This window comes from Comamonas sp. (genome assembly GCF_009360615.1).
Lineage (GTDB): Bacteria > Pseudomonadota > Gammaproteobacteria > Burkholderiales > Burkholderiaceae_C > Comamonas.
Genome location: NZ_SPEY01000011.1, coordinates 68,032 through 92,440 on the forward strand (window position 1 = coordinate 68,032; position 24,409 = coordinate 92,440).

Sequence of the window (24,409 nt, forward strand, 5' to 3'; positions counted from 1 at the left end):
ACATCGCACATCTCCTGATCGCCAACAAGGACGCGTTGCACGCAACGCCTGCATCACTACGGCTTGAGATTCACCGGGGGCCTGGAGCAAGGACCATGCAATCACCTGCAGGCACTCGTGCGTGAAGCCCCTGATGATCGGGGACGGATCATCTGGCGCCTGCGTCAGGGGCGGGTCGAGGCGGTCTTGACGTGCTCACCGCCCCCTCGGTGGCAACCTGGGAGCAACTGGCCACGGGGTGCGACCATGCCTGAACAGCGCCTTGGCACGCCGCAGTCCGCGCCTGGCTGGCACCAGGGTCCGACCAGGGTTCACGACAAGCCGCATCTGACGGCCCATTGCCTCCGTGCGTCGTCACCTCAATGGCCAGGGATGACTGCCGCAGGTGCTGCGATGACCGTCCCAGCCCATACCCGAGGTCATCACGGTGACCTCAGAGGGACCGTCCGGCTGCGGACAGCCCCTGAGGTCCTGGTACCACGTCGATGGATTTGGCCCGTTCCAGGCTCCAGGCCGTCAAGGAAACAGGTCGGATGACAAACCTTTCTGCCACTTTGTTAGGGGCACTCCGGTCACGACTGCCTAGCCTCAAATCACATGGGTAAAATTGTGCGGGATCAAAAAGCCTGCATTCAACGCCTGCCCCTGGCGTCGCGCTGAGTCCTGGCCCTGGCGTGGACCGGTTTCGCCTGGGACTGCCTGGTCGCATCCCGTTCTGCGCTTGACCAAGATCTTCAATAATTTCTGTAAATACTGGCCATGCATTGGTCACTCCTGCCGAACCATGCCGCTCTGCTTTTGCGATTTTGCCCTGACTGCTGACCGCCCTGCCCTGTCCGGAGTGCAGGCTGGCGGGCGTTGGAAGACGGCGTCCGGAGCCATCGCATGACGGGCGAGCAACTGTATGACCTCGCTCCTGCACTGGAGCTGATGGCGCTGGGCCTGGTGCTGGCTTTGGGACCTTTATGCTGGGTCTGGTGGCGCAATCGCGGCACTGGCACCAGCAGGCGCCTTCAGGCGCTCTGCGTACTGACCCTGTTTCTCACCTTCGATCTGGTTCTTTTCGGTGCCTTCACCCGCCTGACGGACTCAGGGCTGGGTTGCCCGGACTGGCCCGGCTGCTATGGAACCGCCAGCCCCATTGCAGCACATGCCCAGATCGCCGAGGCACAAGCGGCCATGCCGACCGGCCCGGTCACCCATGGCAAGGCCTGGGTGGAGATGATTCACCGCTACCTGGCGACCACGGTCGGCGTACTCATCATTGCGATGACAGTCATGAGCTGGAAGCAGGCAGGTGCCGCCAGACGGGCAGGTCAACTCGCAGCTTTCCGTGGCGCTGCCAATCCCTGGTGGCCGACTCTGGCCCTGGCATGGGTCTGCATCCAGGGTGCATTCGGGGCGCTGACGGTCACCATGAAGCTGTTTCCGGCCATCGTCACATTGCATCTGCTCGGCGGCACCGGCTTGTTGGCGTTGCTGGCCATCCCCGCATCGGGTCTGAGCCTGCAGCAAGCCGGCAGTTCTCCGGCCCTGATCGACAGACACTTGCGCAGCACGCTGTGGCTCTGCCTGGTGCTGCTCGTCGCCCAGGTCAGCCTGGGAGGCTGGGTGAGCACCAATTACGCCGTCCTGGCCTGCACGACTTTCCCGGCCTGCCAGGGCAGCTGGTGGCCTGCCATGAACTTTGCCGAAGCGCTGCAGCTATGGCGCCCTTTGGGCATGCTCAAAGACGGCAGCCACATCAGCTTCGAAGCACTGACCGCCATTCACTATACCCACCGTATGGCGGCCTGTGTGGTGGTTCTGGCGCTGGCCGGCCTGTGGCGGGCATTGCGCCGTGCTCCTGCGCTCGCCAGACAGCGCCGGCTGCTGGCATTTTTTGCTGTGCTGCAAGTTTTGACGGGTCTGTCCAACGTCGTGCTGGACTGGCCCCTGGTTGCGGCCGTGCTTCACACCGGTGGAGCGGCGGCCCTGGTAACGATTGTGGTCTGGAGTCTGGCCGTGACGCGCACACATGCCGTCCCCGCCTCTGAAAAGGCGCCCCCCGGCCTGAGGCAAAGCGTAATAGAGTGATTGCATGAGTCAAAGTGAAGCCCTGTCGAACAACACCTCGCGAATCAGCCAGTTCTACGCGCTGACCAAGCCGCGTGTGGTGCAGCTCATCGTGTTCTGCGCCCTGATTGGCATGGTGCTGGCCATTCCCGGATGGCCCACGGCAAATCAGTGGATCCATATGGGCGTTGCCTGCGTCGGCATCTGGCTGGTCGCCGCTGCCGCTGCGGCCTTCAACTGCCTGGTCGAGCGTCACATCGATGCCAGAATGAAGCGCACATCCTGGCGCCCCACGGCGCGCGGCGAACTCTCCAGCCAACAGGCACTGGCCTTCTCGGCCATTCTCTGCATGATCGGTGCCACGATTTTGCTGGTCTGGACCAATGCGCTGACCATGTGGCTGACGCTGGCCACCTTTGTCGGTTATGCGGTGATCTACACCGTGGTGCTCAAGCCCGCCACGCCACAGAACATCGTGATCGGCGGAGCTTCGGGCGCCATGCCGCCCGTGCTGGGCTGGGCCGCCATGACCGGCAATGTCGGCCCCGAGGCTCTGATTCTGTTCCTCATCATCTTCCTGTGGACTCCGCCCCACTTCTGGGCGCTGGCCCTCTATCGTGTGGAAGACTACCGCCAGTCCGGCCTGCCCATGCTGCCCGTGACCCATGGCAGCGAATACACGCGCCTGCAGATTCTGCTCTACACCCTCGTGCTCTTCGCGGCCGGTCTGCTGCCTTTCATGTACGGCATGAGCAGCTGGCTGTATCTGTTGGCGGCCGTCGTGCTGGGTGCGGGCTTTATCGCCTATGCGGTGGCCCTGTATCGCAATTATTCCGACGAGCTGTCGCGCCGAACCTTCCGTTTCTCGCTGCTTCACCTGAGCCTGCTGTTTCTCGCCCTGCTCGTGGATCACTACCTGTTCATGGCCTGATCTTTGAGGTTTCGCTCATGCCAAAGCCCGGTTCGCCGGGCTTTTTTTCGACTCTTGAAAGTGAGCTATCAACGCTTTGTGATCCTGCGTTTGAGTGCAGATTCACGGACATTTTTCACCCCTGCGCCGCTTCGCAGCCCGCAGGCCGAGACCGCACGCAGTGCCGTTGCCCCGGCGAAGACCTGACCCAGCGTGCATTCCCATCAACGGGATCGAAAAAAGGCCAGTCCCTGCTGCAGGACTGGCCTTGCGCTTGCACACGGCAAGCCGATCCGTCAGCTGCCTACAGCCCCTTGAGCAGCTTGCCGTTCACTTCCTTGCCGTACATGGAGTATTGGCCATGGTGTTTTTCGGCCGTTGCCTGCAGATTGCCGTTGAAGCGCGGGTCCTGGCCGCGCTCCTGGCTGTTGATGAAGGTGGCCACATCCCAGGCCTCCTGATCGCTCAGCGTTGCATTGCCGTAAGGCATATTGTTCTTGATGAAGTTGGCGGCCTTGTCGATGTCGTGCATGCCGGCACCCCAGTTGTAGGAGTCCCTGCCCCATAGCGGCGGGAACACGGCCACCTCGCCGACAAACTGGCCCTTGCCGTCCGCCCCATGGCATAGCGCACACTTGGCTTCGTAGACCTTGGCACCGGCTTCGTATGTGGGGGTCGCTTCGGGCTGGCCCGCCTTCTTGAAGCCGGCTCCGGGCAGCTTCTCGCCCGTGGGTGCCTTCTGCGCCATCCAGTAGGCATAAGACTCCAGCGCCACCAGGATGTCATGACCGTCGTCCGGTGCCTTGCCATTCATGGAGTACATGAAGCAGCCGCGCACGCGCTCGGCAAATGTATCCACATGGTCGGTCTTCTTGCGATAAGCCGGGTACATGGGATAAGCCCCCCACATGGGGGCCGCGCCCTTCAGGCGACCTGCGTCCAGATGGCAGTTGGTGCAGCTGAGCGGGTTTCCCGAGAAGCCCACTGCATTGGTCGGCGTGCGCGTGAAGATGGCCTCGCCGCGTCGCACCCACTCACCCATGGGGCCTTCCGGGTAATCGCTCACGCCGGGTGGCGTGAATTCGCCGGGCTTGGCAGCCACGGCCACGCTCTTGGCCTCTGCGGCAGGTGCAGCCGTCGTGACCGGCTCCTCGGCTTTCGTGGGGCGGCTGATGCTCACGCCATACCAGAGCGCGCCGCCCAGACCTGCAAACAGGCAGGCCACCACGGCATATTCCGCGACATTGGAGCTTCTGGAGGCTGTTTGTGTTTTGTCCGACATAGTCAACTCCGAATCACTTAGGGCTTGGCCGCAGAAGCGGGGGCATGCAGGCGCTGGTAATACGCGGCCACTGCCTGGATGTCGTCCGCCGTGAGCTTCTTGGCCACTGCGCCCATCAGACCCAATGGGCCGGCTTCTCGCAGCCCCTTGTTCCAGGCGTCGATCTGGCTTTGCATGTAGTCGGCCGTCAGATGCCCGATGGCCGGAAAATCCTGCCCGACGCCCACGCCACCGGGGCCATGGCACTGCGCACAGGCGGGTATACCGTCGGCCCAGCGGCCGCGCTCGACCAGCCAGGCGCCGCTATCGTCGCTCTTGCCGGGCAGGGCTCCGCGTACGCCCTTGATGGGCAATTGCAGGCTGGCGTAATAGGCAGCCACATCGGCTCGCTCCTGCTCGCTCATGGCCTTGGCCATGGGAGCCATGACGACGGACTTGCGGGCCCCGGCCGCAAGCTGGGTCAGCTGGCGCTCCAGGTAGCCTGCATGCTGGCCCGCCAGGGCGGGGAAGCCGGCCTGGCCCTCGCCCTTGGCACCATGACAGCCGGCACAGGCAGCGGCACCGCCCGCCGAGCCGGACTGTGCGATTCTGGCCCCGGCAGCGACGTTGCCATTCAGCGGGGCCCTGGTGGCGGCAGGTTCTTGTGCCCAGGCGCTGGTCGCCATCAGCATGGAAATGCCGACAGCCACCCACGACCGGGGCAGAGTCTTTGTATTCAAGCGATTCATCTTGGGAATGAGGTTTAGGCGGCGCAGGTCGGCCGCACATGAGGCCTGTGCCGGACGCTGACGTCTGACCCGGGCACTCACGGCTGAAGCCGCCCGGGGCGGCAAGCACATGGCCCGAAGATACCGAAGGAAGATTAAGAGCCAATTAATGCCGCTGTCCGTTGGCTCTCCCTCCTCGCCCGTCTAGACGGACGATACGGGACAGGGCTTCACCGGCAGGCACAGGCGCACCACCAGCCCCGTGGCCCCCGGATCCGCTCTTCCATGCTCCTGCAGCCATTGCGCCCGGGGCAGCAACTCGAGTTCACCGCCGCTGCACTGCGCAATGCGCTGCACGATCGCCAGCCCCAGACCACTCCCGTGGGCCTGATGTTGCCTGCGCCAGAAGCGCTGGGTCGCCACGTGGCAATCCTCGCGGCTCAACCCGGGCCCGTGGTCGAGCACCGTGAATTCCACATAGCCTGCGGGATGGGCTGGCGTCGCCTCTGCCAGCTGCGAAACATGACGCAGGCCCAGCAGCACCGAAGAGTCGCCGGACAGTCCGTTTACCGGCTGCCCATGGCGCAGGGCGTTCTCGGTCAGGTTGCGCAAAGCCGATACCAGCAGGGGCTGAGGCAAGGCCACACGCAAATCCTGCAGCGAGGCATCTCCCAAGTCCTGCCCGGACAACCAGCCCATGTGCTGCGAGCCCGAGGGAATGGCTGTGGCAGCCAGCTCCCAGGCTTTTTCCAGAGACTCCCAGGCACAGGCCGGCTCGCTGCCGCAGGCCATGGCGAGGGATTTGCCATCTTCTTCGCCTGCCGGCTGGCAATCCAGCCTGGCCAGCAGCAGCAATTGCTCCAGCGTGTGCTGCAAATGCTCCACCCCCTGCCCTGCCTGCTCCAAGGCCTGCCGGGTCATCTGCCACTGCGTGGTCTCGGAAACCGGCGTGGGAGCCACATCCGGGTTGCCGGCCTGCGATGGTTCCGGCATGGTCACCATCTGTGAACCCGCGTGGGCCACCGCCATCTGCGCCACCTGCACATGGGTCTTGACGGCGGTCAGAGGGGTGCGAAGTTCATGGGCGGCATCGTCGCTCCAGCGCCGTTCGCGCTCAATGGCTCGGTGCACGCGTTGCAGCAGGTGATTGATGGTCAGCACCAGCGGCGCCAGCTCCCGGACCTGACGGCCTTGGACCACTGGAGAGTCGTCGCCGGGCGGACGCTGACTCAACTCCTGTCGCAGCGACTCCAGAGGCCGCAGGCCGCGCGTCACACCCCACCCCATCAACACCATGCTGGCCAACAGCGCAAGCACAAAGGGCAGGATGATGGTGTAGGCAAAGCCATGAATCAGGCCCTCGCGCACATCGATGCGATCGGCCGTGGCAATGCGCACCCCGTGCTCCTCCAGCACATAGGTACGCCAGGGCTTGCCGCCTTTGGTGATGCTGGAGAAGCCCAGCGGCAGCGCCCCCTGGAAGCTGGGGGCACCGGCGGTGCGGGCCAGCACCTGTGGGTCGTCAGGCTCGATCTCCTGACCGGGTGCCGCAGTCGCGCCAGGACCGGCATCGCCTGTCCTGGCGGCCCTGAAACGCGGCAACTCCAGAGGAGACGCAGGAATCAGGGCCTGGCGCACCGCCCCCTTGCCCGTCGCTTTGTCGCCCGCTGCCTGGGCAACGGCCGCGTCGACTCCAGGCGCAGGAGCCGTCTGCACCTCGCTGCGAATCATGCTCACCTCGCAGGCCACACCATCGCGCGCCACCACATTGAGCATGGGCCCCCAGTCCTCGGGACTGGCGTTCTGCGGCTTGAACTGGTGGACAATGCCCGCCACCATGCGGGCCGAGGCGATCAACCGGTCGTCAAGCACCGAGCGCAGCTCATGCCGCATGTCGGCAAACATCCAGGCCGCCACAGCGCCCCACAGCGTGCACAGCGCCAGACTCGGCCAGACCAGCAGACGCACCCGCAGGCTGCGCATCAGCGCACGCCCTCTTGCACGCGCCCCAATCGGAAGCCCACGCCGCGCACGGTCTCCACCATGTCCGGGCCCAGCTTGCGACGCAGATGGTGCACGTGCACGTTCACGGCATTGCTCTCCACGTCCAGGCTGTAGCCGTAGAGACTATCGCGCAGTTGCTCCAGACTCAGCACCCGCCCTGGAGACTGCAGCAGCGCACGCAGCAGCGCCCACTCCCGGCGCGACAAATCCACGGCACGGCCCTCGCGCATAGCCTGGCCGGCTGCCAGATCCACCGTGACATCGCCCAGCACGATCCAGTCCACGGTGCGACCTGCCGCACGTCGCAGCAGCGCATGCAGTCGCGCCGCCAGCTCGTGGAGGTCGAAGGGCTTGACCAGGTAGTCGTCGGCCCCGGTCTGCAAGCCTTCGATACGCTGGCCCACTGCATCACGGGCTGTCAGCACCAGCACGGGCAGCGCCAGTCCCTGGCTGCGCCAGCGCGCCAGAAGATGCAGACCATCCTCATCGGGCAGACCCAGATCCAGCACACACACGTCAAAGTGGGAGGATTTGAGCGCCGCATCGGCCTGTCTGGCGCAACCCACCACATCCACGCCAAACCCCTGCAACTGCAGGCCCGCCTTCACCCCGCTGGCGACCAACGCATTGTCTTCCACTAACAGCACATGCATTTTTTCTTTGCGCAACCGCCACGCGGACCATCGACCCCATGGAGCGAGCCCGTGTTGCGCACCTTTTCATCCGAACCGCCAGAGCATCGCAGATTTGTCTTTTCGCAGTGTTAACCCCTGCTTAATCCCTTGCATCCAAGATCGAGGCCAGCCCGTCCGGCACAGTCCGTCCCGCCCGCTCATGTCTCTTCGCCCCATCGCAGTCCTCGCTCTGCTTTCAGCCCCGCTGCTGGCGGGGACGGTTGCGTGGTCGCAGCCTCCGAGCGCGCCTGGCCTGAACACTGACAAGCCCGCAGCGCATTCCTTGATTCTGGAAGCGGAACAGGCCTTTGCACTGACCCCGCCGGAGCACACCGCCCGCGGGACGGAGGCTGATGGCCGTCGCCTGCTGGAGCTGCACTGGACGATTGCCCCCGGCCATTACCTCTACCGGGAACCGTTGCGCCTGCGCGATGCGCTGGGCCAGACGCTGCCGCTGCAGCTTCCTCATAGCCAGACACTGAGCAACGCTTTCTTCGGCAAGGTGCAGGTCTTTCGCGAGGAGTTGCGCGTCCAGGCCGTTCTGCCCGAGAGACCTGAGCAATGGCCGCTGGAGCTGCAATGGCAGGGCTGCGCCGATGCCGGCATCTGCTACCCGGTGCAGCAGCGAAGCATCCACGCCGCTCCAGTTGACATGGACCGGAAGGCGCAGGCAACGACCTCCGCCTCCGGCAACACCGAAGCCGCTTCGACCGGCCTGCTGCGGGCACTCGCCCTGCCGGCCAGCGTGCTGATCGGCCCTCTCGTGCTGCCCACCATGGCCGTGGCCGTTTTGCTCTCCATGCTTGCCAGCCAGTGGTGGGCACGGCGCAAGCAGCGCCAAGACGGTCAGCCCATGGAGGCCCTGCTGCTGCATGCCACGCTGGCAGGACTGCTGGCGGCTCGTGCGGCCTATGTGGCTCAATGGTGGTCCGAGTACCGGGCACCCATGAGCGCATCGCCCGCCTCCGCGTGGAAGATCCTGGATGTTCGCGATGGCGGCTGGAACCTCTGGGCCGGACTGGTGGCGGCAGCGATCTGGACGATCTGGGGCTCTCGCGCTCATGCGCCGCTCAGGCGGGGCGTGCTGCAGTCCCTCGGACTTGGAGCCTTCGTCCTCGTGGCGGCCTACGCACTGCGCAACTGGGTACCCGCACCCCGGCCCGCGCTCCCCGCACTGACGCTGGTCAGCGCCGCCGCTCAGCCCACGAACCTGCGCAGTTATCGGGGCCAGGCGCTGGTCGTCAACCTTTGGGCCAGCTGGTGTCCGCCCTGCAAGCGCGAAATGCCGGTACTGGCCCAGGCACAAAAAGAGCATCCCGAGGTACGTTTCGTCTGGATCAACCAGGCAGAGGATGCGGCCACCGTGCTGCGATATCTGCGATCCATGCCCTTGCCCGCCTCCCAGGTGTTGCTGGACCCGGAGCAGCTTGCAAGCCAGCACTGGCGCCAGCGTGGCTTGCCATCCACCTATTTCTATGACGCGCACGGTCAGCTGCAATCCCAGCGCATGGGAGAACTCTCGCGTGCCAGCCTGGCCGAACAGTTGCGCACTCTTGCCCCGGGAGTGCCTGTTTCATGATTCAAGACTGTCAAGGGTTGATCGTGCCCCGTTCTGTCCCGCTGTCGAGCCCTCTGCATGCACTGGTTCTGCCCCTGATTGCCGTCACCGCCGCCTCCGCAGTGGCCATGGCCCATGCCCGCGACACGCTCACCGCCAGCAAAGCCGCTGCAAGCCATGTCGGCGCCGGTGAACTGCCTTCGACCCAGTTTCTGGCCGAGCAGGGCCTACAGATCGTGGGCCCCATGCAGAGCACTGGCGGCCTCAAGGCCTGGGCGGCCTACCGCGACCAGCAACCAATTCCCATCTACCGCATGCCTGACGGCAAGCACTGGGTCATCGGCACCGTCATCGATGCCCAGGGCAAGGATGTGAACGCCAAGGCCCTGCACAGCGCGGTGCAAAAGCCCATGGGCCTGGAACTCTGGGACGACCTGGAAAGCGCCCGATGGATTGCCGATGGCAAGCCCGAAGCCCCCCGCATCGCCTATGTGTTCACCGACCCCAACTGCCCCTACTGCAACCAGCTCTGGCGCGAAACAAGGCCCCTGGTGCAGGCGGGCCAACTGCAGCTGCGCCATATTCTGGTGGGCATGCTGCGCCCCAGCAGTGAGGGCAAGGCCGCTGCCATTCTGGGTTCCAGGGTCCCGGAGCAGGCTCTGGCCAGTCACGCCGCGGCCTATGCCGATGCCCATGGCAAAAATCCCGATGCCCTTGGCATTGCCCCGCTGCAGCGCATCCCCGTGTCGACCCGGGATGCCCTGACCCGCAACGCCGCACTGATGAACCATGCAGGACTGCGCGCCACGCCCGTGACGATCTGGAAGAACGCCCAGGGTCTGCTGCGGATCCGAACCGGCATGCCGCCGGGACTGCTGGACGAGCTGATGGACAAGGCCCCTGGCAAGCCAGGGCCTCGATAAGAAGTGCACCGTCTCGTCAACAACGCACACATGACTGCGCAGCTATCATCCAGCTCGCAACACCAACCCTACACCGTGAGCCTGCCCGCCATGAGCCTGCCCGACTGGAACGCCCTGCTGCCTGCCCTGCGCCCTGCCACTCGCATCGTCCTGCATGCCCCCAGCCCGCAGGCGCTGATACGCGCTCGCGGCAATTTCAAGAACCTGAAGGCCACCCACCCCGGACTGGAGGTCTGGATCGTTGTCAACGCCCAGGCTGTGCAGGCCGTGCTGGACGAGCCGCACGAGATGGGGCCTGCGCTGACGCAAGTGCTGCTGTGTCCGAATACCCTCAGAAACAACGGCCTGCACGCACCGGCACACATTCAGGTGCTGCCCATGGGCGCCGTCGAAGCCATTGCCCGCATGCAGCAGGACGGCTGGATCTATATCCGCAGCTGAGCCGGCGGGCACTGCCTTGAGGACTACAGGCCCCAGTCCTTGAGCGCAGGCAGCGCAAGCTGGGTTGCGGCATAGCCTTCGTCGATGGATTCGCGCCCGCGGTAGAAGTCCATCAGTCCGACATGCGAGAGGCGCGGCGCTATCAGCACCTCGGCCGGGTCTCCCGCCATGCGGCTGCGCGTGATGCGCATCTGCATGATATTGACGCTGGCCATGAGCACATTGACCAGCGAGGGCACAGGCGTGGTGTCCTCCTCTCCGTCAAACCCCTCTCCCTTGCGCGCCCTGCGCATGACGGTTGAGGACAGCATCCTGACGCCGGTCATGCTGCGCTTAAAGGCCCCTGTCCAGCCGGCCGCCGATCCGTTCGCTGCCAGAACCTCGGGAATCTGTCCCAGCGGCAGAGGTGGCTCCTCGACATCCGCATGCAAGGGCGAAATCCTGGGGTCGCTCCCATGTACCCTGAGCTCGTTCTCGCTCATGTCTGCGGATCTCATATGCCTGCGCATGATGTCGGCATTCAGATCGACGGCAATGACGATGTCTGCGCCCATGGCACGCGCCAGCGATACGGGGACCGGATTGACCAGGCCGCCATCGACCAGCAGCCGCCCTTCGCGCATCACGGGGGTGAACAGACCGGGCAAGGCGATGGAGGCACGCACGGCTTCGGCGATCGAGCCCTTGCGCAGCCAGACTTCGGCGCCCGTCTGCAGGTCGGTAGCCACGCAGCCGAACGGCGTCCCCAGCTCCTCCACGGTTTCCTGCACAAAATTCTGGCGCCAGAACTCGATGATCTTCTCGCCCTTGAGCAGGCCACCTCCCAGATTGAAGTCCATGAAGCCGAAGACCTTGCGCTTGCCCAGGCCCAGCACCCAGCTCTCGAAGGCATCCATCTCGCCGGCCGCATAGGTGGCACCGACCAGTGAACCGATGGAAGTGCCGCAGATGATGTCGGGGCTGATGCCCGCCTCGCGCAGCGCGCGCAGCACGCCAAAGTGCGCCCAGCCTCTCGCAGAGCCGCTGCCCAGAGCCAGCCCCACCACGGGCTTGCGTCGCAATTTGTTCATTAGGCCTTCCCTGCCGCATTCACAGATGGTTCAACCGGGCTGCTCTCCGCGCAGCAAAGCCAGCATCCCGGCCTCGTCCAGTACGGGCACGCCCAGTTCCTCGGCCTTGGCCAGCTTGCTGCCCGCCTCGGCCCCCGCCACCACGTAGCTCGTCTTTTTGCTGACCGACCCCGAGACCTTGGCACCCGCAGCCTCCAGCATATCCTTGGCGGCGTCTCGACCCAGTGTCGGCAGGGTGCCGGTCAGCACCACGGTCATCCCGGCCAGGATCTGGGGCGCTTTCTCGGCGGGCTCGCCCTCCTCCCAGTGCACACCGCAGGCACGCAACTGCTCTACCACCTCGCGGTTGTGGGGCTGGGCAAAAAAGGTGTGGATGCTGTCGGCCACGACCGGCCCCACGTCCTTGACCTCCAGTAGCGCTTCCACGCTGGCATCCATGATGGCATCGAGCTTGCCGAAATGCTTGGCCAGATCCCGGGCGGTGGATTCGCCCACATTGCGGATGCCCAGGCCGAACAGAAAGCGCTGCAGGGTGGTGTTCTTGGATTTTTCCAGGGCAGCCAGCACGTTCTGGGCCGATTTCTCGGCCATTCGGTCCAGCGCTGCCAGCGAGCTCAGGCCCAGCCTGTAGAGGTCCGGCAGCACGCGCACCACCTGGGCATCCACGAGCTGATCGACCAGCTTGTCGCCCAGCCCTTCGATATCCATGGCCCGGCGATGCGCAAAGTGCAGGATGGCTTCCTTGCGCTGCGCGCCGCAGAACAGACCGCCCGTACAGCGGTGATTGGCCTCGCCTTTTTCACGCACCACCGCGCTGCCGCAGATGGGACAGTTCCTGGGCATGCGGAAGTTGGGCACGTAAACCGGCCGCTCGCCCGGCACGCGTCCGACCACTTCGGGAATCACATCGCCCGCACGGCGCACGATGACCTGGTCGCCCACGCGCACGCCCTTCTTGCGAATGTCGAACAGATTGGACAAGGTGGCATTGGTCACCACCACGCCGCCCACCTGCACGGGAGCCAGGCGCGCCACCGGCGTGAGCTTGCCCGTGCGTCCCACCTGTACGTCGATGGCCTCCATCAGCGTGGGCATCTCCTGCGCGGGATATTTGTGCGCCACCGCCCAGCGCGGCTCGCGCGACTTGAAACCCAACCGGCGCTGCAGGGCCAGACTGTTGACCTTGTAGACCACGCCGTCGATTTCATAGGGGAGATGGGCGCGCTCGGCACCGATGCGCTGGTGAAACGCAACCAGCTCGGAAGCCCCGTGTGCCAGGCTGACCTGCGGTGCCACCGGAAACCCCCAGGATTTCAGCGTCTGCAGCATGGCGTAGTGCGTGCCGAAGTCCGGCCCGCCAAGCTCGGGTGGCGTGATCTCGCCCAGGCCGTAGGCGAAGAACGACAGCGGACGCTGGGCCGCGATGTTCGAGTCAAGCTGACGCACCGACCCGGCCGCCGCATTGCGGGGATTGGCAAAAGTCTTGGCACCGGCAGCCTGCTGCCGGGCATTGAGCTTTTCCAGATCCGCCTTGGCCATGTGCACCTCTCCACGCACCTCCACCACGGGCGGCACATTGAGACCTGCAGGCAGGGACAGCGGAATCTGGCGAATGGTGCGGATATTGTGCGTGACATCTTCACCCACCTCGCCATCGCCGCGCGTGGTGGCCTGCACCAGGCGGCCGTTTTCATAACGCAGGTTCATGGCAAGGCCGTCGAACTTGGGTTCGGCCACATACTCGATGGCGGCAGCGGATTCATCCAGCCCCAGCTCCTTGCGCACGCGCTGGTCGAAAGCCATGGCGCCCGTGGCCTCGTTATCGGTCTCGGTCTGGATGCTGAGCATGGGCACGGCATGGCGCACCGGGGTCAAGCCTTCCAGCACCGCACCGATCACGCGTTGCGTGGGAGAGTCCGGGGTGACGAGGGCCGGATAAGCGCCCTCGAGCGCTTCCAGTTGCTGGTAGACGCGGTCGTATTCGCCGTCTGGCACCGTGGGCGCATCGAGCACATAGTACGCGTGCGCCCATTGCCGAAGCTGGGAGCGCAAGGCCGCCACTTTGCTCATCACGCTTTCCGGCACCCCCGCATTGATAGCAGCTGGCGCTTTCTGGCCCTGGGGTTCAGCGGAAAAAAGGTCTAAATTCTCGGTCATGCTCTGCCCGCAGGAGATTCACGGTCTGGGATAAAAAAGGCCAACATCGTTGGCCCTGTTTGTTTTAGCTGAAAAGCCTTCTGGCGAGAAGTGAGCCGGCCGACAGCTCTGCGCTGTCGAGCTTGTCGTAGAGCAGTTCCAGGTCATGCTGAATCGGGTCCAGCGCCGAGACCGGCAGCAGATAGCCATTCTGATCGCAGAGCACGCCGTCCATGGTCTGGCACAGTTGCTCGGCCACTTGACGCAGGCGCGCAAAAGGCTGCTGTCCGCGAGGCACCTGGGCCACGTCCAGACTGAGCAGGAATTCGCGCACGACCGACTGATCCAGATCGTCGCCCATGGCGGCCTGGGGGTCGTAGTTCAGCACCAGCACGGGTGGCAGTCCCTGGATGGGCGAAGCAAGCACCATGCGACCCGGCATGGGCGTGATGACAAAGCCCAGGCGCTGTGCATTCTGCTGCACATAACCGGCACTCCAGGATGCCTGACGCGCCCGCAGCATAAAGCTCAGCTGCGCATCGTGCTCGCTGGCGAACTGGTCGAGCTCGCGTGCCCGAGAGACCTCATTGAGCATATTGGGCACATCGGCCATGGCGCCCAGGGCATCGGCAAAGCGCTGCACCTTGGTGACGAACTCAGAGAACTCGATCTCGTTGAGTGCGCCGGTACGGTTGGCCAGTTGCACCCCGGCCTGAAAACCCAGATAGCGCTGGCCGGTCTGCAGCGGCTCCCACTGCTTGCTCTCCTGGTTCATGCCCTCGATGGCGAAAGGCTTGTTGCCGGCACGGCGGGTGCTCGGCTGGGCCTGCAGCGCCACTTCGCCGGGAACAATCTGCGCCACCGTGACGGGGGCGATCGCATCGATCAGCGCATCCAGATGACCACGCCGCTCCACGGACGAGGCAGGAGGAATCGAAACGGCCAGCGGCGCGTCCGTCAGCACGGGCTCCACGGCCTGCGCGGCCGGCTCGGTCACGGCTGCAACGGCGGCATCCGTGCGCTGAACGGTCGCCTCTTGCTTGGCACCGGGGTACGCGGCTTCGGCGAGCTCGGGTTTCTGCTGGGCGGCAGCCAGTGCCTCCTGGCGCTGCGCTTCTTCATGGGCTTCACGCGCCACGAGCCGGGCCAGCTCGGCATCGGCTTCGGCAAAGCGACCGGCGGACTCCGGCATCTGCAGGGGCTCGGTACCGGGAATCGCCTTGCCGAAATCGCCCAGAACGGGCTCGTGCTGATACTTGGTCAGATCCGCGCCATGGCCGACCGTGTTCATGCCGGGCTCGAGACGCTGAGGATCTGTGCTCTCTTCCTCAGGCTCTGCGCGCTTGGGCGCGTTGCGACGTGCCGTCCAGGAGTTGTAGGCAACGATCAGCGCCAACAGCACCACACCCAGGACGGCCAGACTGATTTGCAAGTTACTCATGTGAGAAAACGGTTCTTCAAAAGGGGAATGACCGGCTCAGGATAGCTCAGCCATGGAGAGGGCGGACTCCATGTCCACCGCAACAATTCGTGAAACGCCCTGCTCCTGCATGGTCACACCGATCAGCTGCTCCGCCATTTCCATGGCGATCTTGTTGTGACTGATGAACAGGAACTGGGTTCCCTTGCTCATGCTGTGTACCAGCTTGGCATAACGCTCGGTATTCGCGTCGTCCAATGGCGCATCCACTTCGTCGAGCAGACAGAAGGGCGCGGGGTTGAGCTGGAAGATGGCGAACACGAGCGCAATCGCGGTCAACGCCTTTTCACCGCCCGATAGCAGGTGAATCGTCTGGTTCTTCTTGCCGGGAGGCTGGGCAATCACCTGCACGCCGGCGTCAAGGATTTCGTCGCCAGTGATCACCAGCTTGGCCTGGCCGCCGCCGAACAGCTCGGGGAACATGCGGCCGAAGTGGCGATTGACGATATCGAAGGTGCCGGTCAACAGATCCCGCGTTTCCGCATCGATCTTGCGAATCGCCTCTTCCAGGGTGTTCATGGCCTTGGTGAGGTCGTCCATCTGCGCATCAAGGAAGGTCTTGCGCTCGCGCGCCAGGGTCAACTCGTCGAGCGCCGCCAGATTCACCGCCCCCAGGGCCTGAATTTCGCGGTGCAGACGATCGATTTCACCCTGAAGACCATGAAGACGCACATTGCCCTCGGCAATGGATTGCGACACTGCAGCCAGGTCGGCATGGGCCTCGCTCAGCAGATTGCTGTATTGCTCCAGGCCCAGGCGCGCGGCCTGCTCCTTGAGCTGGAACTCGGTGATGCGCTGACGCAGCGGATCCAGCGCCTTTTCCAGACTCTGGCGGCGCTCGTCACTGGCACGCAGCTTGTTCGTCAGATCCTCATAGGCGCTGCGGCGCTCGGCGACTTCCTTTTCACGCTGCATCTTCAGATCCAGCGCATCTTGCAGACCGCCCTGCGCCGCCGCGTCCGACAGCCTGGCAAGTTCATCCTGGGCCCGCTGCTGCTCATCGGCCAGGGATCGGGTTTGCTGGCTTGCGGTTTCGATGGTGCGGGACAGTTCTGCACGGCGCGCGTGCAGAGTGCGCTGCGAAAAGGTCGCTTCCTGGGCCTGACGCTCCAGGCTGCGCAACTGCTCGCGCGACTCGTTCAAGCGACGCTCGGCATCCAGCACCCGGTCGCCCAGCTGGGCATGGCGCTCCTGGCTGTCGGCCAGCTGCATGTCCAGCTCCTCGAAGCGCGCTTCGGCAGCCACCTTGCGCTCTTCAATATCGGAGAGCTGGGCTTCGACTTCGGACAGATCCGCCGTGATCTGTGCATTGCGGGCACGCGCCTGCTCGGCCAGCTGCGACAGACGCAGGGTTTCGACCTGCAGCTCATGGGCACGGCTTTGCGACTCACTCGCTTCGCGGCGCGCGGACACCAGACGCTGAGACGCATCGGCATAAGCGCTTTCGGCGCGCACCAGAGCCGAGCGCGACTCATCGGCAATCAGTGACTGGGCGCGGACTTCCTTCTCGAGATGCTCGATCTCCTGCGCCCGTGCCAGCAGACCCGATTGCTCGGAATCCTGGGCATAGAAAGTAACGCTGTGCACGGTCACCGCATGGCCTGTGGGCACATAGATGGTCTCGCCGGCCTGCAGATCGGCGCGCTTGGCCAGGGCCTCGTCAAGCGTGGGCGAGGTATAGCAGCCCGTCAGCCAGTCCACGAGGACGGAGCGCAGGCCGGCGTCACTGATCTTGAGGAGATCGCTGAGACGCGCAAAGCGCGCAGCTGCCGTGACACCGGGAGCCTGAGCCTGGCTGAAGAAGGCCAGCCTCGCTGGCGGAGCATCCTGCCCGCCCGAGCCCAGAAAACCGCGCACCATGTCGAGGCGACCGACTTCCAGCGCCCCCAGACGTTCGCGCAGCGCGGCTTCCAGCGCGTTTTCCCAGCCCGATTCGATGGCAATGCGGCTCCACAGCCCCTGCAAGCCGTCCAGCCCATGCTTGGCCAGCCAGGGCTGGAGCTTGCCATCGGTCTTGACCTTTTCCTGCAAGGCCTTCAGAGCCTCCAGCCGCGCCGACAGATCGGCATGCCGGCTGTTCTCCGCATTCAATGCCTGCTGGCGCGCGCGCCGATCCTCGTCGAGCTGCGGCACGCTGTCCTGCAGTTCGTTGAGCACGGCATCCGCCATCTCGGCCAGCTCCTGGGCCTCGGCCAGCTGTGCCTGCAAATTGTTCAGACGTGCCTCGTCCGGCGTCTCCAGCGCATTGCGGTCGGTCCGCAAACGCTCGTAACGGGTTTCGAACTGGCGACGCTGCTCGTCCAGGCTGCGCTGCTCGGCGGCCAGCACCTGAATCTGCTGCTGCACCTGCACCACGGAGTTGCGCTGCTCGGCGTCGGCCTTCTGCGCCTTGTGCAAAGCCTCTTCCAGATCGGGCAGACGACTGCTTTGCTCCTCGAGCTGCGCGGCCAGCATCTCGGCCTGCTCCTCGGCATCCATGCCCGCGCCTTCGATGTTCTCGATTTCGCCCTGGGCCTCTTCGCTGCGGCTGCTCCACAGCAGCAGTTGCTCCGCCAGCTGCTGCAGGCGCTGCTGCACACGCTGGCGTCCTTCGACCACGTAGCGTATCTCGGCTTCCAGCTTGCCGACCTCGGCCGTGGCTTCGTAGAGCTTGCTCTGCGCCTGATTGACCTGATCGCTGGCTTCGTAGTGCGACTGACGCAGGGTCTCGAGTCCGCTCTCGTTGTTGCGGATATCGGCCATGCGCTCCTCGAGCTCGTTGACGACCTTCAGGCCTTCGACACGCACGCGATCCTGCTCGGCCTCGGCCTCGGCGCGCTTCATGAACCACAGCTGATGCTGCTTGAGCGTGACCTGGGCGTTCAGGCCGTTGTACCTGGCCGCAACTTCGGCCTGCTTTTCCAGCTTGTCCAGATTGGCGTTGAGCTCGCGCAGAATGTCTTCCACACGGGTGAGGTTCTCGGTCGTGGCCGAGAGGCGGTTTTCCGTCTCACGACGACGCTCCTTGTACTTGGAAACTCCGGCCGCTTCTTCGAGAAACAGGCGCAACTCCTCGGGGCGCGACTCGATGATGCGGCTGATCGTGCCCTGGCCGATGATGGCGTAGGCACGCGGCCCCAGGCCCGTGCCCAGGAACACGTCCTGCACGTCGCGGCGACGCACAGGCTGGTTGTTGATGAAGTAGCTGCTATTGCCCTCGCGCGTGAGCACGCGCTTGACGGCAATTTCACCGAACTGTCCCCACTGCCCGCCTGCGCGATGGTCACTGTTGTCGAACGTCAGCTCCACACTGGCGCGGCTGGAAGGCTTGCGGTGCGTGGTGCCATTGAAGATCACGTCCTGCATGGACTCGCCACGCAGTTCGCTGGCCTTGCTCTCGCCAAGCACCCAGCGCACCGCATCCATGATGTTGGATTTGCCGCAACCGTTGGGTCCCACCACCCCCACCATCTGCCCCGGCAGAATGAAGTTGGTGGGCTCGGCAAAGGATTTGAAGCCCGAGAGCTTGATGGAATTCAGGCGCACAGTGTCAGTGTCGGTCTAGAAGCTGGCCTGCAAAGGCTTGTGATAGGGAAGACAAACGGCAACAGCAACGGCATCGACGCTGGCCCCTAAAGCCCCGCGCATGCTCGCAGCCATTCACACAAGGGAATCATAACGCGGCCTGCCCCTTCGTCAGCCGAGATTGCGGCATACACACAAACCATCGCTGCCTGTGCTTGTGCTCCAAGGGCTGACGACGGATTTCGATCGCGTGAAACAGTCGTTGGCGGCCTCAGACGCGGGGCTGAAAGGCGATCAGGCCGGCCCCCAGCAGGCAGACGGCAACTCCAGCCATATCCCAGGCGCTGGGCTGGATGCCATCGACCAGCCACAGCCATACAAGTGCCGTACTGATGTAGATACCGCCATAGGCTGCGTAGATGCGGCCGGAAGCCGATGGATGCAAAGTCAGCAGCCAGACGAACAATGCCAGACTGGCTGCTGCAGGCAACAGCAACCAGACACTGCCACCCTGCTTGAGCCAGAGCCAGGGCAGATAGCAGCCCACGATCTCCGCCACGGCGGTCAGGGCAAACAGCATCATGGTCTTGACTTCAGGCAATTCGAACTCTCATACAGCGAAGGTCAGGCATTGTAGAGTCCCGCCACCGCCTCAGCGCATGGACACCGGGCTCAGCGCCGGGGTCGAGGATCCCGGCACATTGCCATTCGTGACCAGGCTTTCGAATTCGCCGACCGGCACGGGCGGGCTCATCAGATAACCCTGCCATGCATAGCAGCGTATGCCTTCAAGAAAACGGGACTGCGCCTGCGTCTCCACGCCTTCGGCAATCACATGCAGACCCAGGCTCTTGGCCAGGGCCACGATGGTGCGGGCAATCGCTGCATCATTGGGATCGGTCAGCACATCACGCACGAAGCTGCGGTCGATCTTGAGCTGATCGAGCGGCAGCCGCTTCAGATAGGACAGCGACGAGTAACCGGTGCCAAAGTCGTCCAGCGAGAATCCGATGCCGTAGGACTTGAGACGCATCATCTTGGCGATGGTGTCATCCACATCGGCCACCAGCATGCCTTCCGTCAGCTCGAGCTTGAGCCGGCGCGCATCGGCCCCATGCTCGGCCAGCGCCTTGAGCACCTGCTCGACAAAGCCGCTCTGGTGAAACTGCTTGGGGCTGACGTTGACCGAGAGCACGAGTTGCGCATACCGGGGATGCTTGGCCCATTTCGCCAGCTGCTGACAGGCCGCCCGGAGCACCCAGTCCCCCAGAGGCAGGATGACGCCGGTTTCCTCGGCCAGCGGGATGAAGTGCGCAGGCGGAACAAAACCCTTTTCGGGGTGTTTCCAGCGCAGCAGGCCTTCGGCCCCGATCACCTTGCCCATTTCCACCTGGGGTTGATAGAACAGCTCGAACTCGCCGGCCTGCAGGCCGGCACGCATGTCCTGCTCCAGCGTGCGGCGCTCCTGCAGCGCCGATTGCAGCTGCGGATCAAAGAAGCAGCTGACATTGCGCCCCTGGCTCTTGGCCTGGTACATGGCCATTTCAGCGCGGCGCTGCACTTCCTCGCCCGTCAGCTCGGGCTCGCCAAACAGGCTCAGCCCCATGCTGACGGTAATGGAGCGCGGGACACCGCCGATCTCTATGGGTTCGCGCAAGCGGTTCAGCCATTGGTCGGCCTGCTGCTCCAGACGCGCGGCCGCCGCCACGGAATCGCTGCCGAGATCTTCGATCAACAACACGAAATCATCACCGCCCTGGCGGGCAATCGTGGCCCCCGAGGGCAGCAGGCCACGGATGCGCTGACTCAGCGACTGCAGCAGCAGGTCGCCCTGATCCAGACCGTAGGTCTCGTTGAAGGACTTGAAGTTGTCGATGTCCAGCAGCACCACGCCGCCAAAATGGGCCTTGCGCTGGGCCACCGCGAGGGCCTGCTGCAGCCGGTCGGCCAGCAGGCGCCGGTTGGGCAGTCCTGTCAGTGCGTCGTAGAAGGCCAGACGACGAACCTCCTGCTCGGCCGCCATGCGCTGGCTCTGATCCTGCAGCACCATCAGACATCCATCGGCCTGCAGCACGGCGCTGACCGCCACCGGGCGGCGCAGGCCGTCAAGACCCCTGAGCATCAATGTCTGCGCAGACACGGTGCAGGCCGAGGCTTCGGTCGAGAGCTCGTCCCACGGCGCATCCGTGCCATCGACGCGCTCGGAACGGCGCAGCTGCAAGATCCGGGCGGCCTGGGTTTTGGCCACTTGCCAGCGCTGGATCACCCGCTCGCGCTCTGCGGAATCGGGGAACATGCGCTCCCACCACTGCTGGGTGGACACGCTGGGCTTGCCACCATGGCCTGCCAGACGCAGAAACTCCTCGTTCCAGTACACCAGACGCCCGTCCAAATCCTCCATGACCAGGCCTACCGGCAGTCGTTGCATGAGGCTGCGCAACTGCTGATGCCCCAGCCTCTCCATCTGCTGAAGGCGCTTGCGCCCGCTGATGTCCTGCACCAGCACCTGCAATCGCCGGGACTCGTGACGTCCGGTCAGAAACGCATTGAGCTCCACCCAGATCGGCTCGCCGATCTTGGAGCGCAGACAGAACTCGCCCGCGTTGTGCTGAAACTGCTGCCGGTCCAGCCCTTCGAGCAGCTGCGCGCACTGCGCCTGGTCTTCAGGCATGATCAGCGCCAGCACGCTGCCCCCCTGGATTTCCTCCGCCTGATAGCCCAGCAGCCGGCAGAAATGCTGATTAACCTTGAGCACGCTGCGCGTGGCGATATCCAGCTCAAGCACTCCCATGGCGGCCTGCTCGCACATCGCATGAAAACGCGCATCGCTCTCCTGGCGGGCCTGGGCGCTGAATTTGAGGCGCCGGCTCCAGCTCCAGCGGCTTTGCCACCAACCCGAAACCCAGGCGGCCAGCGCCAGTCCCGCCAGCAAGCCGGCTCCCAGCACCATCCAGGGCAGGTAGCGCTCAAGCCTTCTCTGACTGCTGAGTGCAGGCTTGAACTGCAGCGACCAGATGCGGTCGTACACCTGTATCTGCCGCTCCAGAGGCTTGATCGAGGCAAATTCCGCCTGGGTTTCCGCTTCCGCCCACAGGGAGCCCGTGAACAGAATCTCCGTACCGCTGGCCGACAGCGACAGCGGCAAGGCCTGCTTCTTGTGGTCCTGCCCGACCTTGGGCAATGGGTCGGCAGGACTGAGGTCCACCAGCTTGAAAGCAACCTGCGGATAAAGGTTGGCCGGGACCAGCCCTCTGGCAAATTCACCGAGGCGGATCCGGGCATCGACCGTTCCGAGCAGCTTCTCGGAAACGCTGTTGAGTCCCTCCTGCGCTGCGGCGGGCCACAGCGGCGCACGCAACACAACGCCCTTGGGGCTATCGGGCAGCTGCAAGAAGCGAAATGGCGCCGACATCGACATCTGACGAGAGGTCCAGGCCTGCATCAAGCCGTGAAATGCCGCCGCAGGCTGACGGGCATTGCTGGCCGCCAGGGCCTCGTTGCCGATCATCGGCCAGACATAGGAAACCTCGAAGGCCTGGAAATCCCGCGCGAGATCGGTGTTCAGCTCTTCGGCCACCGCGCGCGTCAGACTCAGCGCCTGCAGCCCGACCAGGCTTTCCCGGCTGAGCAAGGCGTGGGCATGCTGCGAAAAAACCTGCTGACCCGCATCCGCATCATTGCCCATTTGCTCGGCCAGCTTGGCGAGCAGTCGGTCATAGCTTGCCAGGCGCTGCTCCAGCGACCGCGTGGCCATATCGGCACTGAGCTGCAAACGCTGTTGCATGCGCGACTCCAGCGTTTGATGGAGCAGCCAGCTCCCCAGACAGCCACAGGAGATGCCGAAACCCAATGCCAGCAGCGTCAACCAAGGTTTGCGCACTTTCATCAGTGGCTGAGTTGCGAATTGCGGCATGCAAAAAACACAAGATTCCTGAGTTGCGAAGTGACTCCGATCCGCAGCAGCGCCGTGAAGCGGAGGCTGCCATACCCAGAGCCAACATGAGGAGCGACATAGTTTGTAGGAACAAACCTACAACCAAAGAACATTCACGCCAAGTAGTTACCCTGAATGACTTGCCATGATTGCCTCTAGATTTAGATCAAATCATAGGCACAAGCTTGTATATCCAATACAAAGTGCTGCAAAATCAAGAGCACGCAGCGATCTCAAAATTGACAAATGTCAATATTTGTCGGAGCTTAGTCCTATTCCGACTTCCTCACAAACCGGGACAACGCGTATCTTTTTTGCAACAATCAGACAGAACCACAGTACAGCATCCGGTTATTTCTGCCAGAAAGAGACTGGATAACGATGGATAACGAGACTCTTCCACCGGCAACAGCGCAACCATGTCCCACGGACCGACCCTGCTGATCGTCTACCATTCCCTGACGGGCGGCACCCTGCAGATGGCCGAAGCAGCCCGCAGCGGCGCCCGGCAGGAAGCATCCGTCCAGGTCCGCCTGCTGCACGCGACCGCCGCAGGCCCTCAGGACCTGCTGCAGGCTCAGGGCTATCTGTTTGCCACGCCGGAGAATCTGGCGGCGATCAGCGGCCTGATGAAGGATTTCTTCGATCGAAGCTATTACGCCGTGCTCGACCGGATCCAGGGCCGCCCCTACGCCAGCCTGGTCTGTGCCGGCAGCGACGGCCGCAACGCAGCCCGGCAGATGGAACGCATTGCCACCGGCTGGCGCCTGAAGGCGGTGGCAGAGCCGATCATCATTTGCACCCACGCTCAGACACCTCAGGCCATACTGGCGCCCAAGCAGATCCCGACCGCCGATCTCCGGCGCTGCGAAGAATTGGGCCAGTCGCTGGCCGTCGGTCTGGCCTTGGGCATTTTTTAGGAAAACAAGGGATTACCCGCATCATTCCTCGCAGGACAGGCTCCAGACAGAGGCAAGAATGGGGCCTTCGGATCGGGTTGAATAAATGTGCCATGATTGCGCGCGCATGCCCTCACCCGATGCGCGCTCCCAAGCAGGCATAGTCTGCGACTCCACCAGCTCTTGCGTCATGATTGAACCAGACACCGCACGTCCCAAGCGCACGCCACGCGGCCCCAGTCCGCAGAAGACCCAGGCCACGCGCCGCTCCATTGTGGCGGCTGCGTTTGCAGAATTTCTGGAACACGGCTACGCACGTGGCACCACGGCGTCGGTGGCACAGCGCGCAGGACTGTCAAAGGTCACGCTGTTTCGCTATTTCGACAGCAAGGAAGCCCTGTTCGAGGCTGTGATCCAGACACATATCGCCTCCGCCGCCGTGGCCTTGCAATCCAGTCCGATGCAAGAGCATGAATCGGTGGGCGAGTATCTGCTGCGCACCGTGGGAGCCGCAGCGGAGGTCATTGACAGCAGCGGCCGCTCGGCCACGGCCAGACTGGTCGTCGCCGAAGGCCTGGAGTTTCCGCTGCTTGCGCAGATGTATCGCCGCTACGTGCACGATGCATTGCTCGAGCATTTCACACGGCTTGCACAGCTGGCTGCCACACGCGGCGAACTCAAGGCCCCTGAGCTGGTGCAGCACCCGGAATTGCTGCTTGCACCGCTGTGGCTGGCCATGATGAACAATACCGTCATCCACCCCGAGGTACCCATGAATGCTGAAAAGCTGTTCCGCCTTCAGGTGGCGCTGCTGTTCAAGATGCCTTGAGCG

General features: G+C 63.9%; 17 protein-coding genes. 7 read left to right on the top strand and 10 right to left on the bottom strand.

The annotated features are described in order from the left end of the window. Positions 1–885: 885 nt before the first annotated feature. Positions 886–2,076, top strand: coding sequence for a heme A synthase (locus tag E2583_RS02430; protein WP_291592889.1), 1,191 nt, complete (start codon positions 886–888; stop codon positions 2,074–2,076). Between the two features lie 4 nt (positions 2,077–2,080). After that, positions 2,081–2,986, top strand: coding sequence for a heme o synthase (cyoE, locus tag E2583_RS02435; protein WP_291592891.1), 906 nt, complete (start codon positions 2,081–2,083; stop codon positions 2,984–2,986). 283 nt (positions 2,987–3,269) lie between these two features. Here cyoE and E2583_RS02440 read toward each other — a convergent pair whose 3' ends face one another. The 4 genes from E2583_RS02440 to E2583_RS02455 all read right to left on the bottom strand — a co-directional run bounded on the left by E2583_RS02440 (position 3,270) and on the right by E2583_RS02455 (position 7,611). Next, the gene (locus tag E2583_RS02440) at positions 3,270–4,247 is read right to left on the bottom strand and encodes a c-type cytochrome (RefSeq protein ID WP_291592893.1); all 978 of its coding nucleotides are present in this window, start codon (positions 4,245–4,247) and stop codon (positions 3,270–3,272) included. A 17-nt stretch (positions 4,248–4,264) separates the two neighbouring features. Then, a complete protein-coding gene (locus tag E2583_RS02445; RefSeq protein ID WP_291592894.1) occupies positions 4,265–4,975 on the bottom strand; it encodes a c-type cytochrome in 711 nt (236 codons plus the stop codon). A 183-nt stretch (positions 4,976–5,158) separates the two neighbouring features. Further along, positions 5,159–6,937 (bottom strand): ATP-binding protein, encoded by a 1,779-nt coding sequence (locus tag E2583_RS02450; protein WP_291592896.1) that lies wholly within the window; start codon positions 6,935–6,937, stop codon positions 5,159–5,161. After that, positions 6,937–7,611, bottom strand: a complete 675-nt coding sequence (locus E2583_RS02455; RefSeq protein WP_291592898.1) for a response regulator — start codon at positions 7,609–7,611, stop codon at positions 6,937–6,939. Before E2583_RS02455 ends, E2583_RS02450 begins: the two co-directional genes overlap by 1 nt. Positions 7,612–7,915: 304 nt before the next feature. On the opposite strand from E2583_RS02455, the gene E2583_RS02460 reads away from it, so the two are divergent. From E2583_RS02460 to E2583_RS02470, 3 genes are read left to right on the top strand one after another with little or no spacing between them, the layout of a single operon-like run. Next, entirely contained in the window at positions 7,916–9,211 is a 1,296-nt protein-coding gene (locus tag E2583_RS02460; protein ID WP_291592899.1) for a prolipoprotein diacylglyceryl transferase family protein, read from the top strand. After that, a complete protein-coding gene (gene dsbG / locus E2583_RS02465) occupies positions 9,208–10,113 on the top strand; it encodes a thiol:disulfide interchange protein DsbG (RefSeq protein ID WP_291592902.1) in 906 nt (301 codons plus the stop codon). Before E2583_RS02460 ends, dsbG begins: the two co-directional genes overlap by 4 nt. Positions 10,114–10,143: 30 nt before the next feature. Further along, positions 10,144–10,554: a hypothetical protein gene (locus E2583_RS02470; protein ID WP_291592903.1), complete on the top strand. Its 411-nt coding sequence runs from the start codon at positions 10,144–10,146 to the stop codon at positions 10,552–10,554. Between the two features lie 23 nt (positions 10,555–10,577). On the opposite strand, the gene E2583_RS02475 is transcribed toward E2583_RS02470, so the two are convergent. The 6 genes from E2583_RS02475 to E2583_RS02500 all read right to left on the bottom strand — a co-directional run bounded on the left by E2583_RS02475 (position 10,578) and on the right by E2583_RS02500 (position 22,528). Then, complete coding sequence (locus tag E2583_RS02475) at positions 10,578–11,624, bottom strand: patatin-like phospholipase family protein (RefSeq protein WP_291592904.1); 1,047 nt, start codon at positions 11,622–11,624, stop codon at positions 10,578–10,580. Between the two features lie 30 nt (positions 11,625–11,654). Next, positions 11,655–13,781 carry an NAD-dependent DNA ligase LigA gene (gene ligA, locus E2583_RS02480; protein WP_291592905.1) on the bottom strand — a complete coding sequence of 709 codons (2,127 nt, stop codon included), beginning with the start codon at positions 13,779–13,781 and terminating at the stop codon, positions 11,655–11,657. A 64-nt stretch (positions 13,782–13,845) separates the two neighbouring features. Continuing rightward, positions 13,846–15,201 carry a cell division protein FtsZ gene (locus tag E2583_RS02485; protein ID WP_291592906.1) on the bottom strand — a complete coding sequence of 452 codons (1,356 nt, stop codon included), beginning with the start codon at positions 15,199–15,201 and terminating at the stop codon, positions 13,846–13,848. Between the two features lie 36 nt (positions 15,202–15,237). Further along, positions 15,238–18,765 (bottom strand): chromosome segregation protein SMC, encoded by a 3,528-nt coding sequence (gene smc / locus E2583_RS02490; RefSeq protein WP_291592908.1) that lies wholly within the window; start codon positions 18,763–18,765, stop codon positions 15,238–15,240. A gap of 250 nt (positions 18,766–19,015) precedes the next feature. Beyond that, positions 19,016–19,345 carry a YnfA family protein gene (locus E2583_RS02495; protein WP_291592909.1) on the bottom strand — a complete coding sequence of 110 codons (330 nt, stop codon included), beginning with the start codon at positions 19,343–19,345 and terminating at the stop codon, positions 19,016–19,018. A gap of 51 nt (positions 19,346–19,396) precedes the next feature. Beyond that, the gene (locus E2583_RS02500; RefSeq protein WP_291592910.1) at positions 19,397–22,528 is read right to left on the bottom strand and encodes an EAL domain-containing protein; all 3,132 of its coding nucleotides are present in this window, start codon (positions 22,526–22,528) and stop codon (positions 19,397–19,399) included. A 569-nt stretch (positions 22,529–23,097) separates the two neighbouring features. On the opposite strand from E2583_RS02500, the gene E2583_RS02505 reads away from it, so the two are divergent. Together E2583_RS02505 and E2583_RS02510 are read left to right on the top strand one after the other, a co-directional pair. After that, a complete protein-coding gene (locus E2583_RS02505) occupies positions 23,098–23,598 on the top strand; it encodes a flavodoxin family protein (RefSeq protein WP_291592911.1) in 501 nt (166 codons plus the stop codon). Between the two features lie 169 nt (positions 23,599–23,767). Beyond that, positions 23,768–24,406, top strand: coding sequence for a TetR/AcrR family transcriptional regulator (locus E2583_RS02510; RefSeq protein ID WP_291592913.1), 639 nt, complete (start codon positions 23,768–23,770; stop codon positions 24,404–24,406). Positions 24,407–24,409: the final 3 nt, after the last annotated feature.